Below are 15,864 nucleotides of genomic sequence, written 5' to 3'. Positions count from 1 at the left end.
ATCTCGACGAAAGGTGAAAAGTATTCTCGTTGAGGCGCGCGCCTGCCTGCGCTATGAGGCAAAAGTCCCGCAGATGTAAAGAAACGACCCATCACATGCCCAAAGCGAAGATCACCAAAGAAGAGGCGCTGGCCTTTCACCTCGACCCAACACCCGGCAAGTGGGAGGTTCAGGCCACTGTTCCCATGACCACGCAGCGCGATCTGTCGCTGGCTTATAGCCCCGGCGTCGCTGTTCCATGTGAAGCTATCGCCGAAAACCCAGAGACTGCTTACGACTATACCAACAAGGGCAATCTGGTTGCGGTGATCTCGAACGGCACGGCGGTTCTGGGCCTTGGAAATCTGGGTGCGCTGGGTTCGAAACCGGTGATGGAGGGCAAATCAGTCCTGTTCAAACGGTTCGCTGATGTGAACTCGATCGATATTGAGCTGGATACCGAAGACCCGGACGAATTCTGCCGCGCCGTGCGCCTGATGGGACCGACCTTTGGTGGTATCAACCTGGAAGACATCAAGGCGCCCGAGTGTTTCATCATCGAACAGCGCCTGAAGGAAGAGATGGATATCCCTGTCTTCCACGACGACCAGCACGGCACGGCCGTGATCTGTGCGGCGGGTCTGCTGAATGCGCTGCGTATCTCGGGCAAAAAGATCGAAGACGTGAAAATCGTCCTGAATGGCGCGGGCGCTGCGGGTATCGCCTGTATCGAGCTGCTCAAGTCGATGGGCGCAAAACACGAGAACTGCATCGTCTGCGACACCAAGGGCGTGATCTATCAGGGCCGGACAGAGGGCATGAACCAGTGGAAATCGGCCCACGCGATCACCACAGAGTTGCGCACCTTGGAAGAGGCCATGAAGGGCGCGGACGTATTCCTTGGCGTGTCAGTCAAAGGCGCGGTGACGCAGGATATGGTCGCCAGCATGGCGGACAATCCGGTGATTTTCGCCATGGCGAACCCGGATCCTGAGATTACGCCGGAAGAGGCGCATGAGGTTCGTGTTGATGCCATCGTCGCCACCGGGCGCAGCGATTATCCGAACCAGGTGAACAACGTTCTGGGCTTCCCTTACCTGTTCCGCGGCGCGCTGGACATTCACGCCCGCGCTATCAATGACGAGATGAAGATCGCTTGCGCCCATGCACTGGCCAATCTGGCGCGCGAGGATGTGCCGGATGAGGTTGCTATGGCCTATGGCAAATCTCTGACCTTTGGCCGGGATTACATTATCCCGACGCCGTTCGACCCACGTCTGATCCACCGTATTCCGCCCGCCGTGGCAAGGGCCGGGATGGACACCGGAGCAGCCCGACGCCCGATCATTGATATGGACGCGTATGAGCTGAGCCTGAAATCCCGCATGGACCCGACCGCCAGCATCCTGCGCGGCCTGAACGCCCGTGCACGTCAGGCGCAAAGCCGGATGATCTTTGCTGAAGGCGACGATCCACGCGTCTTGCGCGCGGCGGTGATGTATCAGCGATCCGGCTTTGGCAAGGCGCTGGTTGTTGGTCGCCCAGACGATGTGAAGGAAAAGCTGGAAGCCGCCGGTCTGGAGGACGCGGTGCGCGAGCTGGAGGTGGTTAACGCCTCCACCACCACGCATCTCGAAGCTTATAAGGATTTCCTGTACAAACGGCTGCAGCGCAGTGGCTTTGATCGTAAGGATATCCACCGTCTGGCCGCGCGAGACCGCCATGTGTTCTCTTGCCTGATGTTGGCGCATGGTCACGCCGATGGCATGGTCACCGGTGCAACGCGGAAATCGGCACATGTGCTGGAACGCATCAATCATGTGTTTGACGCTGATGCCGAACATGGGGCCGTTGGAGTGACGGCGCTGTTGCATAAGGGTAAGATCGTTCTGATTGGTGACACGCTGGTCCATGAATGGCCGAATGAGCATGATCTGGCCAATATCGCCGAACGCTCGGCCTCGGTCGCGCGGCATTTGGGGCTGGACCCACGCGTTGCTTTTGTCAGCTTTTCCACCTTCGGTTATCCGGTATCTGAACGGGCTGAGAAAATGCATGTAGCGCCCGAGATTCTGGATCAGCGCGGCGTCGATTTCGAGTATGATGGCGAGATGACCGTGGATGTGGCGCTGAACGTGGAACAGCAAGAGGCTTATCCCTTCTCGCGTCTGACGGGCCCAGCCAATATCCTGATTGTTCCAGCACGGCATTCGGCCTCAATCTCGACCAAGCTGATGCAAGAGATGGGTGGCGCGAACGTCATTGGCCCGATCCTGACCGGTGTCGATAAGCCGATTCAGATCTGTTCGACTGGCTCGACAGCAAATGACATTCTGAACATGGCCATTCTGGCCTCTTGCGATATTGGATAAACCGTGACGATCTGGAACCTAGGCTCGATCAATGCGGACATGGTCTATGCCCTGCCGCATCTGCCCACTGCCGGGGAAACCCTGGCCGCTTCAAACTTGGAGCGGTTTCTGGGTGGCAAAGGGGCCAACATGTCCGTTGCAGCGGCGCGTGCCGGATCGCGTGTGGCGCATATCGGTGGCATTGGGCCGGACGGGCGCTGGGCCCTGGATCGCATGACCGAATATGGCGTCGACACCCGGTTCATTGCCGAGGTCGACATGCCCACAGGTCACGCGATCATTGCGGTGGACGAGCGGGGTGAGAACCAGATCATTCTGTATCCCGGCGCGAACCACGCCATCGAGCAGGATCAGCTGGGACAGGCCTTATCGCAGGCTGTTCCCGGTGATCTGCTGGTCATGCAGAACGAGACCAACGCCCAGGTCGAGGCCGCCCGCATGGGCCGTGATCTGGGACTGACCGTATGCTGTGCCGCAGCGCCGTTTCAGGCTGATGCCGTACAGGCGGTGCTGCCCTATCTGGATTTCCTGATCCTGAATGAGGTCGAAGCAGAACAGCTGCGCGAAAGTACGGGCCAATCCGTCGCTGAATTGCCCGTTAAGCATGTACTGGTCACGTTGGGGTCTAAGGGCGCGCGCTACCTACCCAAGGATGGTGAGGCACTTGAGATTTCGGCACACAAGGTGAAAGCCGTGGACACGACCGGCGCGGGGGATACCTTTACCGGATACGTTCTGGCCGGAATGGACCGCGGGTTGCCGATGCCGCAGGCGATTGCACAAGCAAATCGTGCCGCGGCCCTGATGGTCACGCGGCACGGTACGGCGGATGTTATTCCCGACCTCAAAGAGGTGCTGGAGGCCCGGTTCGGTTAGGACCCGGCGAAAGGTGCGTTGCTACCCCAGAGCTGTTTGACGCGCGCATCCCGACCGCAGGCTTTGCGGTAGGCTTTGTATGCGTTTTTCTGGCGTTTCGGACCAAAGCGGGTGAGCACCAGCTTGTCGCCCTTGTAGTAATCCTGATGGTAAGCCTCGGCCGGGTAAAAGGTGCCCGCATTCAAGATGGGCGTGACTACGGTTTGACCCAGCGCTTGCTGCGCATTGGCTTTGGCTTTCTGCGCCAACGCATTTTCGCCTTTGTTAGAGACAAATACAGCAGTGCGATAGCTGTTGCCGCGATCACAGAACTGGCCGCCTGCATCGGTTGGATCAACGGAACGGAAGAACATGCTCAGCAGCGTTTCACGGGAAACCCGCGCAGAGTCGAAGGTGATCTGAACAGCCTCGTAATGGCCGGTGCCACCTTTCGTCACTTGGTCATAAGTCGGATTGGCTGTCTTACCACCGGTAAAGCCGGATACGGCGCCAATTACGCCGGGAACAGATTCAAAATCGGATTCAACGCACCAGAAACACCCTCCGGCGACGGTCAGGGTTTCGGTGCCGGCAGCTGGTGCGGGCAGGGCGCGCAACATCGCGGCCAGTGTGATCAGGACAAACAGAAGCGACGGTTTAACGAAACAGAGGTATGCGGTCCGGGTCATGGCAGATCTCCTTCTAAGATCAGGCTGCCCCGACTTTTCTGCCGTTGCAATCCGCTGACATGGTTTGTCACGCGCTGGTGAGACGAGTTTATCGGAGCTTAGCCCAACAATTGCCCCAGCTTCATCGCCACACCCATATTGCCCGAGATCTTGAGCTTGCCCAATGCCACGCCGGTCATTGGGTTCAGCTTGCCGGTCAGCAGCTTGGTCAGGTTTTCCTGCGAAATTCGGATCGTGCAGTCGGCATCCTGATCTAGCGTCGTCGCCTGATTGTCGATCAGCACGATCACCCCGTCATCGCCGCAATCGAATTTGAGAGAGCCGTCAAATGACTTGTTTTTCAGACCTTTTTGAATCCCGTCGGCGATGTCCTTAAGCATGGTCTACCCTTTCCCTGTTGACCCTTGCGTAAAGAAAAAGGGACGAAACAGGCAAGGGTGACGCTACTGGAACTGACTGGTCAACGAAGACAAAGAAAAACCCGGCGCCCTCTTGGACACCGGGTTCATCATCCAACAATGGCGCGACTTACTTGGACAGACGCTTTTCGCGCGCGGCCAGCAATTTCAGACGCAGGGCGTTCAACTGGATAAATCCGGCTGCGTCTTTCTGATCATATGCCCCGGCATCGTCTTCAAAGGTCACGTGTTCCTCTGAATACAGCGAGTGATCCGACCAGCGGCCAACGGTCGATGCCAGACCTTTGTACAGTTTCACGCGGACGGTGCCGGTGACGTGTTCCTGCGACTTGTCGATCGCAGCTTGCAGCATTTCGCGTTCGGGGGAGTACCAGAAGCCGTTATAGATTGCTTCCGCATATTGCGGCATCAGCTGGTCTTTCAGGTGCATCGCGCCACGGTCCATAGTGATGGATTCGATGCCACGGTGCGCTTCCAGCAGGACGGTGCCACCCGGTGTTTCATAGATGCCGCGCGATTTCATGCCAACAAAGCGACCCTCGACCAGATCCAGACGCCCGATGCCGTGCTTGCCGCCATATTCGTTCAGCTTGGTCAGAATGGTTGCGGGGCTCATCGCTTCGCCATTGATGCTGACCGCGTCGCCTTTTTCGAAGCCAATCTCGATGAATTCAGGCTCGTTCGGCGCATCCTCGGGGTGGACGGTACGCTGATAGACATAGTCGGGGGCCATATCGGCGGGGTCTTCCAGAACCTTGCCCTCGGACGAGGTGTGCAGCAGGTTGGCATCGACCGAAAAGGGTGCCTCGCCGCGTTTGTCCTTGGCGATCGGGATCTGGTTCGCTTCGGCAAATTCCAGCAGCTTGGTGCGGCTGGTCAGGTCCCATTCGCGCCAGGGCGCGATCACCTTGATGTCGGGGTTCAGCGCGTAAGCCGCCAGTTCGAACCGCACCTGATCATTGCCCTTGCCGGTTGCGCCGTGGGCAACCGCGTCGGCGCCGGTGGCTTCGGCAATCTCAACCAAACGTTTCGAAATCAGCGGGCGCGCGATCGAGGTGCCCAGCAGATACAGGCCCTCATACTGCGCATTGGCGCGGAACATGGGGAAGACAAAATCGCGAACGAATTCCTCGCGGACATCCTCAATAAAGATATTCTCGGGCTTGATTCCCAGCATCTCGGCCTTTTGGCGCGCTGGCTCAAGTTCCTCACCCTGACCCAGATCGGCGGTGAAGGTTACGACCTCACAACCATACTCGGTCTGCAGCCATTTCAGGATGATCGAGGTATCAAGGCCACCGGAATAGGCCAGAACAACTTTCTTGGGCGCGGACATCTGACTTCCCTTTATGCGTAGAACGACTGGCCCCTAGCGGGTTTTGGACGCGGGGGCAAGCTGTGTGGATTGACGCAGGCCCGGAATTGGGGTGAAACGGTCGGATATAGAACAAGGATTGGTTGAAAGGGCGGTATACGTGCTGGGATTAGAGATTTTGGTGCATTCGGTGAAGATGGTTTTAAGGAACCTCAAACAAGCGCTGCAGATTTCAGTTGTGCCTGCGCTTATCGGCGGGCTTCTGGTCATCGGATTGTTTTTTCTGTTCGGCATCCCTTTTGAAGAATTCGACAGTGAAACGACCGGCTTCCCCGAAGGAGTAACAGCAGCTTCCTTCACGGGTTTTACGTTGTGTTTAATGGTGGTTGTCTTGGGTGTCATGCTCTGGATTGTCGTGTCGTGGCACCGATTTGTCCTGCTTGAGGAATACCCGACCGGGCTGGTTCCACCCTTCCGGTTCGACCGGGTTCTCGCCTATTTCGGGCGTCTTCTTATGCTTGGCCTCATAGCCTTTGTGATTATGTTACCAGCGATGCTGATCATGGGATTGATGGCGCAAGCCTCAGCGGTGTTGGGGATTTTGGTCTGGTTGGCATTGATTATCTTTTTCACCATCGGGTTTTATCGGGCTTCGCCTATTTTACCCGGCGCAGCCATAGGAAAACCGATAAAGCTGTCGGAGGCCTGGCAGGCAACCTCGGGTGCCAACGGTGCAATTGTGCTTCTGGTCATTTTATCCGTTCTCCTCCAATTGCTGCTTCAACTGTTGGCGTCATTGTTGTTCTTTGTCCCGGTTATCGGTGTCTTGATCGTGTTGTTTGCAAGTATGCTGGTTATCCCATTGATCAATGTCAGCATCCTGACCACGATCTATGGCGTCTATATCGAGAAACGCGAACTCTCGTGAGCCGTACACATATGTATTCCTTGCCCTTTCAGCAGTGATGGGGCAGGGAAACCGGCATGACCGATTTCATGACCCGCGCCCGCGCTGCCGAACAGGTGATGCGTTCTGTTTTTCCGGCAACGCCGTTGCAACGGAATGCCCACCTGTCCGACCGCTATGGCGCCGATATCTGGCTTAAGCGTGAGGATCTCAGCCCGGTGCGGTCTTACAAGATCCGCGGCGCGTTCAATGCCATGCGCAAGCAGCAAGGGCAGGATCTGTTCGTCTGCGCCAGTGCGGGCAATCATGCGCAGGGTGTTGCCTATATGTGCAAACATCTGAACGTACGCGGTGTTATTTTCATGCCTGTGACCACGCCGCAGCAGAAAATCCAGAAGACCCGGATTTTCGGCGGCGACAATATCGAGATCCACCTGACCGGAGACTATTTCGACGACACGCTGGCCGCCGCGCAAGACTGGTGCGCCCAGCAAGGTGGGTACTTTCTGTCGCCCTTTGATGATGAGGATGTGATCGAAGGTCAGGCTTCCTTAGCGGTTGAGATTGAGGAACAGCTTGGACAGGTTCCCGATCATGTCATCTTGCCAGTGGGTGGTGGTGGCATGTCGTCTGGCGTGGCCACATGGTTCGGGGATCGGACGCATTGTCTGTTCGTGGAGCCGGCGGGTGGCGCCTGTCTGCGCGCGGCTTTGGCGGCGGGCCATCCGGTGGCTCTGGATCACGTGGACACGTTTGTCGACGGCGCGGCCGTTGGTCGGATCGGTGAAAAGCCATTTGAGCTGTTGAAATCCCGCCATTTGTCCGACGTTTTGGTTCTGTCCGAAGATCGTATCTGCACAACGATGATCGAGATGCTGAACGTCGAGGGCATCGTTCTTGAACCAGCGGGGGCCCTGGCGGTTGAGGCCGTGGGCGACGTGCAAAGCTTCATTCGCGGTAAGACAGTGGTGTGCGTCACCTCGGGCGGTAATTTCGATTTCGAACGCTTGCCCGAGGTTAAGGAACGGGCGCAGAGATATTCGGGCGTCAAAAAATACTTCATCCTCCGCCTGCCACAACGTCCAGGCGCGTTGAAGGAATTTCTGGGCATTCTAGGTCCTGAGGACGATATTGCCCGCTTTGAGTACATGAAAAAATCGGCCCGCAATTTCGGATCTGTCCTGATCGGTATCGAAACGCGAAAGCCTGAGAATTTTGTGCGCCTGTTCGCGCATCTTGATGATGCGGGCTTTACCTATACCGATATCACCGAAGACGAAACGCTGGCGCAGTTTGTGATCTGACGAGTGCAAACTCGACGGCTGCTGGATCACGGGCCGGCTTGTGGCGTCGTCGTTCGCTCGGCAGCGTGGGTGCAGGTCAACGGAATGGGAACGCTTTTGTCCAAATTCCCTCTAGAGACAGCTCCGGTTGCCGGATAGTGTACAGCCACCAACATCCTCAGATAGCTTGATCAAAATGACATACGTACAAGATGCCGAACACAACATTTGGGTTCGCAACGATTCCGCAGACATCCTCTATTCGGATGGCGTCGCGAAGGAGGACAGACTCTTTAATGGTGTATCAAGCTGCAAGGATCGATCCGTAAATTCATCTGAGATTGACGCATTGATCACGGATTGGGCTTCGGAATACCATTTCTCGTCCAAGCGTCACTTTGTGCTCAAAGGCTTGGACTTCAAGAAAAACCAGTCGGTGCTGGAGTTAGGTTGCGGTTGCGGTGCCATTTCAAGGTATCTGGCAGAGCAGGGCGTGGATCTAACGTCCGTCGAAGGAACGGTCTCGCGTGCACGAACCGCATCAAAACGTTGCGAAGACCTGCCAAACGCCGAGTTTTATGTCGACAATTTCACCAAGTTTCAGTCCGACAAAAAATTCGATTGGGTCCTCTTTATTGGCGTGCTGGAATATGCGCCGTTGTTTGGTGACCAGAATGACCCGTTCGGTTCTTATTTGGAAGTGGCCAAGCGGCACCTAAAGCCTGGCGGTAAAATGGTCATCGCGATCGAGAACAAGCTTGGTTTGAAGTACTGGAACGGGGCGTCAGAAGATCACGTGGGAAGCCCTTACTACGGAATCCACGATTTGTATGATGGGGGCTCAGCTGAAACATTTAGTAAGCGGGAAATAGCGAATCTATTGTCTGACAGAGGATTTGAACATCAAGAATTCCAATACGCTTTTCCAGATTACAAAGTCTGTGAGACTTTGCTTACCGAGGCCGGCCTTACTGCTCCAGACTTCAATTCCTCTGATCTGCTTCTGGGCACCCGTTCACGCGACTACAGCCGAAAGTGGGAGCCAGCATTCGCAGACGGTCTTGCCATTTCTACTCTAAACAAGGCCGGGCTTCTTGGTGAGTTCGCCAACTCGTTTCTGATCGTTGCAAGCTCTCGGAAATTCAAACACGCCACGAAACTTGCGTTCACGCATAACATCGGAAAACGGCACCTGGCATTTACCTGCGAGACCGCATTTGTGCCCCGCAGAGGTCAGATATCCGTTCAAAAAACGACAGCAATCTCAGAGCCGGACCGGAAAATTGACGTCGGCCCTTACACCATTTGTCACAACACCTCTTCCGCGCCATATGTTTCAGGCGTCAGCGAGGGTGGCCAGATTATCCGCCAGATGCACCGAACCCCACGTCCCGTCCGTCTTTGGCGGAGTTTTGTGCCTTGGGCAGAGCATCTGAAAGCCCAGTGCACGCAAGCAGCGGACAGCAACTCAAGTGAGGACTGGACCATCGACGGTTCTTATGTCGACGCTACACCATTCAATTTCATCAGAACCCCCAGCGGGCTAAAGCAAATTGATGTCGAATGGCAGGCAGAACAAGACATTCCGTTGGGGTGGGTGATCGCGCGCGGTGTCAGGCAGGTCCTGATGCATAGATCGCCCAAGATTTCATACGATCAAACAAGAATTTTTGGCACCGCAAGAATGGTATTGGAAGGCATTGGTTTGACGCTGACGAATGACGAATATGATCGTTTCGCACAGCTTGAGCGTTCTTTCATGCGTGCCGTCAAATCTGCCCCGGCAAAAAAAAAAGATCCTCAACATCGCGCAGAACTGACCCAGTCCTGATTGCTGTGAAATCACCCTATCAAGAAGGCAAGCAGCACAGTTGGGGGGAAAAAATATATGCACACAGCCTTGCTGACGCATTTTCTGACATTGGTCTTCCCGCGCGGGTAGATGATCACAACGAGTGGTCATCGAAATCTGACGCCGACGAAGCGGCCGTTTTGATTCGCGGTAAGTTGAAGTATCCGTATGAAGCAAAACAGGGCTCTGCCAGTTGGCTAATCAGCGAGATGATTCAGGGCGAGGTTTCAAAAGAGGCCGACAATCATACAGCCAACTTCTTTGCATCGCGTCTTTTTTTCGAAGGAATCAAAACTCGCCCTCAGGATTCCGTTCTTTTTCAGGCAACGGATCATCGCATTTTCTACCCGGGCGAGCGTGACTATGGTGGTCCTACGCTGTTTGTCGGAAACAATTACCGAAGATGGGAAGTTCGGCCGGTCATTCAAAAAGCATTGACCGAGGAATTGCCTGTCGACGTCTACGGAGACAGGTGGGACAGGAAATTAAACGCGGATCGCCTTCGTGCTGCAAGCGTTCCGAACCTCCAGTTGGGTCAACTATATAGATCTGCGGGCGTCGTCCTGAACGATCACCGCGCCCCGATGCGTGAGAATGGTCTGATTTCCAACCGGGTCTTCGATGTGCTTGCCTGTGCAGTCCCGCTGATTTCAGACCGAATAAAAGGTCTGCCTGATGGGTTCGAGGAATTCATATATATGTTTGATGATGACTCGCCGTTGGCGGACTTAATCACGCAGGCAAAATCGGAATCGGCTGCGAAACGCCGCAAGCGCACAGACTTCGCGCAATACGTTGTGCAGGAGTTCAGTTTTCTGGCGGCAGCAAAAACTATCGCTGCCAGCTTGGGGTTGTCGCAGAAAGCCTAACCGGAACAGACATGCATTATTTGAAAGCCTTCAGATGGGTTTCTTTCTTTGGTCGGCACTGATCAGAGTTTTAACAACCGGCAGAAAATGCACGGTCGCGCGCAGGAATGAACGCCAAGGTTCGCGCGAACTGGGACGCACGAGCAGAGAGCTGCAGTATGCAGGGCGGCGTGGCATTGTACCGACAGGCCGGGTTGCGGATCCTGAAAAAGAAGGGCGTTGGGTTTTCACTCAGGTTTGAGGGGTGGAGTTCAACCTCAAGAAACCCCGATCTTCGGATGGGTTTGGTGTGAAAATCTTGCGCCTGAGGGTCCCGAATATGGCTTTGTTCATCAAAGATCTTCCAGCCCAGCCTTGAATTCGGCGGTTGAGCGTTCAAAAATGCTGAGGATATTGGCAAAGTCGACTGCCTGGCTGTCCCCCTGTGCCGATTGCCGTTCCCCGTCCTGACACAGTTTGGCCAAAGCCTCGAACCCAAGGCTCAGGGCGCTGCCTTTCACAAAATGCAGGTTTTGTTCGAACTCTGTGCGGGCGGTGTCGTTCCGCAGCCGGGTTAGTGCCTCGTTCACCTCATCAAGAAAGATCTGCACCACCTCATCAAACTCGCTGGCGCCAACCTCGTCCCTTAGTTGCCGGACCCTGGACCAGTTGATCATGTCATCCTCGCTTTATCTGCCGGGGGATTTGGTACCGCGGAACCAGTAAAGAGCAGGTTAAGCGGAATGAATTTCGGCTTTCACCCATTGTTAAACTGCGGCGCGATAGGGTCCTCCCATTCCGATAAGCGCCGCTGGGCAGAGGGTTAAGGTGACAAAGGTCAGTCAGGCAGACAGTGGATCAGATCTGGATTTTGGTGTGATCCAAAAGGTGCTTGTCGTCGATGACAGCCGCCTGCAGCGCCGTATTCTAGTCGCCTCGCTCAAAAAATGGGGCTTCGACGTGCTTGAGGCCGATAGCGGCGACGTTGCGATTGAAATGTGCGCGGCGGACCCGCCGGATCTTGTCCTCAGCGATTGGGTTATGCCGGGGATGAGCGGGCTGGATTTCTGCAAGGCGTTCCGCGCCTTGGACAACAAGCAATACAGCTATTTCATCCTGCTGACCTCCAAAAGCGAAAAGCAAGAAGTGGCGCGCGGTCTGGATGCCGGTGCGGATGATTTTCTGATCAAACCGCTTGAGGCGGATGAACTACGGGCGCGTATATCAGCCGGTGCGCGTATTCTGGATATGCAGCGCGAATTGTCCAAGAAAAATCAGTTGATCGAAACCGCGCTTGAGGAGCTGCGTGTCGCCCATGACGCAATCGACAAGGACCTGATCCAGGCACGCAAGATACAGGAATCGCTGGTACCCGAGCTGACGCGCGATTTCGGCAAGTCCCGGGTCAGCATGTTGCTGAAACCCTGCGGTCATATCGGCGGCGATCTGGTGGGGATGTTCTCTCCGGGTGTGAACAGGCTTGGGTTCTACAGTATCGATGTGTCCGGACATGGCATCACGTCTGCGATGATGACTGCGCGTTTGGGGGGCTATCTGTCCAGCAATCATTTTGATCAGAACGTGGCGATGGCGCGGCGGTTCGACAAATTTTATGCTCTGCTACCGCCGGAAGAAGTAGCCGAAACCCTGAACTCGCGACTGATGGCGGATACGGGGATCGAAGAGTACTTCACGATGGTCTATGCCATCGTAGACTTGCGCAACGGGCATGTGAAAATGGTACAGGCCGGGCACCCGCACCCGCTGCTGCTATGTCAGGACGGCAGAACGGAATTTCTGGGCGAAGGCGGGTTGCCAATCGGATTGCTACCGGACGTCACGTTTCAGCGGACCGAATTCTACATGCAACCCGGCGACAGGCTATTGCTGTATTCCGATGGGTTCACAGAATGCAGTCTCGCCGACGGTGGCCTGCTGGACGAGGATGGCTTGCGACAGATGGCGTTGGATTGCGGGCCGGATCGGATCGGAACGGAATTCCTGGACGATATGTTCTGGCGGCTGACGCAAGCGATGGCACCTAGCCGAGGTATGGATGATGACGTTTCGGCTGTTTTCTTTGAATACAATGGACACTAAAGCCGCTGTTCATGCAGCCCGGCAAAGTGGCGATCTCCGTCATTGCCCAGCAATTGGACCGCATCGGCGGTGTCCATCCATATGGCTTCATGGAACGGCTCAGACGGTGGACCCATGCGCTGGATGGGACGCGCGCGATAGATATGGCACAGCTTTTCGGCCCACAAATCGTATTCGGGCATATAAGTGAACCGACGAAAAGCGCCGATGCGGCGGGGCGACGCGATCAACCAGCCGGTTTCCTCGAACACTTCTCGGTGCAGGGCAGTGATGGGTGATTCGCCCGGATCAATTCCGCCGCCGGGCAATTGCAGATCGGGTCCGGGTTCTGTCTGACAGGTCAGCAAAAGGCTGCGGCCTCGGGGCAGCAACGCATAAACACCCACCCGGCGTGTATATGTTCGCCCGGCCTGAGGGGTTTCACCAAACCGTCTGATCATGTATGGCCCCTTAAAACCCGAATAGTTCGACCTATATGCTGGCGGTATGCCAACCTGTGGCGTGTAAGGAAACCCCATGTCTCTTGGAACAAAAATCGCGTGGGACGACACCGTCCTGCCCTTTCAACTTGATGTATCGGATATGCGCGGCCGCGTGGCCCGTCTGGATGGTGTGCTTGATGGCATCCTGAGCCAGCATGACTATCCAGAAAAGGTCGAGGCTCTGGTGGCTGAGATGGCCCTGCTGACTGCATTGATCGGCCAGACTGTTGCGCTGCGCTGGAAGCTGTCCCTGCAGGTTCAGTCTAAAGGTCCGGTGCGCATGATTGCGACCGACTATTACGCGCCTCAGCAAGAGGGTGAGTCGGCCCGCATTCGCGCCTATGCCAGCTTTGACCGCGATCGCCTGACCGATGGTGCGCCGTTCGATCAAGTGGGTGAGGGGTATTTTGCCATCATGATCGATCAGGGTGAGGGGACCCAGCCGTATCAGGGGATCACCCCCTTGGCCGGTGGGTCGTTGAGTGCCTGTGCCGAGGCGTATTTCGCCCAGTCGGAACAGTTACCGACCCGGTTTTCGCTGAGCTTTGGCAAATCGACCGAACCCGGCGTTGGCGAACATTGGCGCGCCGGTGGTGTCATGCTGCAGCACATGCCTAAGGCTTCGCCCTTCGTGGCATCCAGTGAGGGCGACGGAAACATCCTGACGGCGGATGACCTTGTCGATGGTGAAGAAGGTGAAAACTGGGGTCGCGTCAACATCCTGCTGGATACGGTCGACGATTTGGAACTGATCGGTCCGTCGATTGCACCTACGGATCTGTTGGTCCGGCTGTTTCACGAGGAACAGCCGCGGGTATACGATGCGCAGTCAGTGCAATTCGGCTGTACCTGTTCAGAAGACCGTGTTCGGCAGAGCCTGTCGATCTATTCGGCCAAGGACATCGAAAAGATGACCACGCCCGAAGGCGACGTGACGGCTGATTGTCAGTTCTGTGGTGCACATTATGTGCTGGATCCTGCTACGGTCGGATTTGATGCTGACAACGCCTGATCCAACAGATCAGCTGCGGGCGGCCTTGCGCCGCCCCGGCAACGGGTCCAGTGATTTCGACCTGAACCCCGATTTTGCCCTGCCTGAGGGTCGCAAACTGCGCCCTGCCGGTGTTTTGGTTCCGATTTCAGTAGCAGATGGCGCCCCGCGCTTGATTTTGACCAAGCGATCCTCGGCGCTTAAGCATCATCCGGGGCAGATAGCGTTTCCAGGCGGCAAGCAGGATAGCGGCGATGCGGACGTAACCGCCACCGCACTGCGTGAGGCGCGCGAAGAAATCGGCTTGCCGGAGGAAATGCCGGAAATTCTTGGCCACTTGCCAACGCATGAAACGGTGACCTCCTTCACGGTCACACCTGTGGTGGCGATCCTGCGGGAACTTTTCCAACCGATGCCTGAACCGGGCGAAGTGGCAGAGGTATTTTCGGTTCCGCTTGCACATGTGCTCAACCCCGCGAATTATATCGTTGAATCGCGTCGCTGGCGGGGACAAAGGCGGTATTACTTCACGGTACCTTTCGGCCCTTATTACATCTGGGGCGCAACAGCCCGAATTCTGCGGGGATTGGCAGCACGGATCAACGAATGACGCAAATCAAAGAAGACTGGGTGTCGGAATCGGCAACGCAACAGGTCTGCGCTGCCCTGACCGATGCCGGGTACCAAGCCTTGTTTGTGGGTGGGTGTGTGCGCAACGCGCTGTTGGGCGCTCCGGTATCGGATATCGACATCGCCACCGATGCGCGGCCCGACAAAGTGGTCGAGCTGGCACAGAGCGCAGGGCTAAAGGCCATACCCACCGGGATTGATCACGGCACAATCACCGTGGTTAGCCAAGGCATCCCGCATGAGATCACCACCTTTCGCCGTGACGTGGAAACTGATGGCCGGCGCGCTGTTGTCGCCTTTTCCGATAAGGTCGAAGAGGATGCCGCGCGTCGCGATTTCACGATGAACGCGATCTATGCGCAGCCCGACGGTATCTTGCTGGACCCTCTGAACGGTTTGCCAGACCTGCAGACGCGCCGCGTGCGGTTCATCGGAACCGCTGCAAACCGCATTCGCGAGGATTACCTGCGTTCGCTGCGCTATTTCCGGTTTCACGCATGGTATGGCGATGCCGAGGCAGGGTTCGATCCCGACGCTTTGGCCGCCATTGCGTCCAACCTGGATGGTCTGGCCGGCTTGTCCCGTGAACGCGTGGGGGCAGAGCTTTTGAAACTGCTTGGCGCACCGGACCCTGCGCCGTCCGTTGCCGCAATGCGCAGCGCCGGAGTACTGGTGCAACTATTGCCGGGTGCTGATGATCGTGCATTGGCCCCGTTGATTGCACTAGAGCAGCAGGCTGGCGCTGATCCGGAACCGGTGCGGCGACTGGCGGCGATCGCGCCGCCCGAAGTCGCAAAATCTCTGCGCCTGAGCCGCGCGCAATTGCAGCGCCTGACCCGAATGCGGGATGAAGCGTCCAGCCCGGCCAGCTTTGCCGAATTGGGATTTCGGTACGGTGAAACAGACGGGCTTCATGAAGCACTATTGCGGTGTGCCTTTCTGGAACAACCCTGGTTAGACTCGATAAAGCACGATCTCCACGTTGGTGCGGGCGCGACCTTCCCGATCAGGGCAACCGATCTGATCCCCGAGTTTACCGGCCCTGCGCTGGGCAAGAAACTGGCCAATCTTGAGGCGAAGTGGATCGCCTCGGGGTTTACACTGGGCCGCGAAGATCTGCTTGGCGGATAAAGGAAGTCTCA

The 15,864-nt window shown here is 56.3% G+C and carries 15 protein-coding genes; 10 read left to right on the top strand and 5 right to left on the bottom strand.

Features of this window, described 5'->3' with window-relative positions; genetic code table 11:
• The first annotated feature begins 95 nt into the window (after positions 1–95).
• Together AC2FLA_RS06590 and AC2FLA_RS06585 are read left to right on the top strand one after the other, a co-directional pair.
• Positions 96–2,351: an NADP-dependent malic enzyme gene (locus AC2FLA_RS06590; RefSeq protein ID WP_496721346.1), complete on the top strand. Its 2,256-nt coding sequence runs from the start codon at positions 96–98 to the stop codon at positions 2,349–2,351.
• Between the two features lie 3 nt (positions 2,352–2,354).
• Positions 2,355–3,227 (top strand): ribokinase, encoded by an 873-nt coding sequence (locus AC2FLA_RS06585; protein ID WP_496721345.1) that lies wholly within the window; start codon positions 2,355–2,357, stop codon positions 3,225–3,227.
• Here the strand turns inward: AC2FLA_RS06585 and msrA are convergent.
• The 3 genes from msrA to AC2FLA_RS06570 form a co-directional block, all read right to left on the bottom strand.
• The gene (gene msrA, locus AC2FLA_RS06580; protein ID WP_496721344.1) at positions 3,224–3,895 is read right to left on the bottom strand and encodes a peptide-methionine (S)-S-oxide reductase MsrA; all 672 of its coding nucleotides are present in this window, start codon (positions 3,893–3,895) and stop codon (positions 3,224–3,226) included. The two genes, AC2FLA_RS06585 and msrA, sit on opposite strands and share 4 nt — an antisense overlap.
• A 98-nt stretch (positions 3,896–3,993) precedes the next feature.
• Positions 3,994–4,275 carry an SCP2 sterol-binding domain-containing protein gene (locus tag AC2FLA_RS06575; protein WP_496721343.1) on the bottom strand — a complete coding sequence of 94 codons (282 nt, stop codon included), beginning with the start codon at positions 4,273–4,275 and terminating at the stop codon, positions 3,994–3,996.
• Positions 4,276–4,423: 148 nt separating this feature from the next.
• Positions 4,424–5,650, bottom strand: a complete 1,227-nt coding sequence (locus tag AC2FLA_RS06570) for an argininosuccinate synthase (RefSeq protein WP_472722508.1) — start codon at positions 5,648–5,650, stop codon at positions 4,424–4,426.
• A gap of 175 nt (positions 5,651–5,825) precedes the next feature.
• Between AC2FLA_RS06570 and AC2FLA_RS06565 the strand changes: the two genes are divergently transcribed.
• From AC2FLA_RS06565 to AC2FLA_RS06550, 4 genes are all read left to right on the top strand, one after another.
• On the top strand, positions 5,826–6,557 hold the full coding sequence (locus AC2FLA_RS06565; RefSeq protein ID WP_496721342.1) for a hypothetical protein: 732 nt from the start codon (positions 5,826–5,828) through the stop codon (positions 6,555–6,557).
• A 56-nt stretch (positions 6,558–6,613) separates the two neighbouring features.
• Entirely contained in the window at positions 6,614–7,840 is a 1,227-nt protein-coding gene (gene ilvA / locus AC2FLA_RS06560) for a threonine ammonia-lyase IlvA (protein ID WP_496697568.1), read from the top strand.
• 175 nt (positions 7,841–8,015) lie between these two features.
• Positions 8,016–9,650 carry an SAM-dependent methyltransferase gene (locus AC2FLA_RS06555; protein ID WP_496721341.1) on the top strand — a complete coding sequence of 545 codons (1,635 nt, stop codon included), beginning with the start codon at positions 8,016–8,018 and terminating at the stop codon, positions 9,648–9,650.
• A gap of 176 nt (positions 9,651–9,826) precedes the next feature.
• Positions 9,827–10,540 carry a glycosyltransferase family protein gene (locus tag AC2FLA_RS06550; RefSeq protein ID WP_496721340.1) on the top strand — a complete coding sequence of 238 codons (714 nt, stop codon included), beginning with the start codon at positions 9,827–9,829 and terminating at the stop codon, positions 10,538–10,540.
• A 332-nt stretch (positions 10,541–10,872) separates the two neighbouring features.
• Here AC2FLA_RS06550 and AC2FLA_RS06545 read toward each other — a convergent pair whose 3' ends face one another.
• Positions 10,873–11,196 (bottom strand): Hpt domain-containing protein, encoded by a 324-nt coding sequence (locus AC2FLA_RS06545; protein ID WP_496721339.1) that lies wholly within the window; start codon positions 11,194–11,196, stop codon positions 10,873–10,875.
• 151 nt (positions 11,197–11,347) lie between these two features.
• On the opposite strand from AC2FLA_RS06545, the gene AC2FLA_RS06540 reads away from it, so the two are divergent.
• Complete coding sequence (locus AC2FLA_RS06540) at positions 11,348–12,619, top strand: PP2C family protein-serine/threonine phosphatase (protein ID WP_496721338.1); 1,272 nt, start codon at positions 11,348–11,350, stop codon at positions 12,617–12,619.
• Here the strand turns inward: AC2FLA_RS06540 and AC2FLA_RS06535 are convergent.
• On the bottom strand, positions 12,616–13,059 hold the full coding sequence (locus AC2FLA_RS06535; RefSeq protein ID WP_058275119.1) for an NUDIX hydrolase: 444 nt from the start codon (positions 13,057–13,059) through the stop codon (positions 12,616–12,618). The two genes, AC2FLA_RS06540 and AC2FLA_RS06535, sit on opposite strands and share 4 nt — an antisense overlap.
• A gap of 76 nt (positions 13,060–13,135) precedes the next feature.
• Between AC2FLA_RS06535 and hslO the strand changes: the two genes are divergently transcribed.
• The 3 genes from hslO to AC2FLA_RS06520 are packed head-to-tail and all read left to right on the top strand — an operon-like array spanning position 13,136 to position 15,853.
• On the top strand, positions 13,136–14,113 hold the full coding sequence (gene hslO, locus AC2FLA_RS06530) for an Hsp33 family molecular chaperone HslO (protein WP_282153625.1): 978 nt from the start codon (positions 13,136–13,138) through the stop codon (positions 14,111–14,113).
• On the top strand, positions 14,097–14,702 hold the full coding sequence (locus AC2FLA_RS06525) for a CoA pyrophosphatase (RefSeq protein ID WP_496721337.1): 606 nt from the start codon (positions 14,097–14,099) through the stop codon (positions 14,700–14,702). The genes hslO and AC2FLA_RS06525 overlap by 17 nt, the downstream gene beginning before the upstream one ends.
• Complete coding sequence (locus AC2FLA_RS06520) at positions 14,699–15,853, top strand: CCA tRNA nucleotidyltransferase (RefSeq protein ID WP_496721336.1); 1,155 nt, start codon at positions 14,699–14,701, stop codon at positions 15,851–15,853. Before AC2FLA_RS06525 ends, AC2FLA_RS06520 begins: the two co-directional genes overlap by 4 nt.
• Positions 15,854–15,864 lie beyond the last annotated feature (11 nt).

It is taken from the genome of Ruegeria sp. CDSA033, from assembly GCF_059612305.1.
The sequence above is the reverse complement of the archived record's forward strand: the minus strand, read 5'-3'. Positions and strand labels throughout refer to the sequence as shown.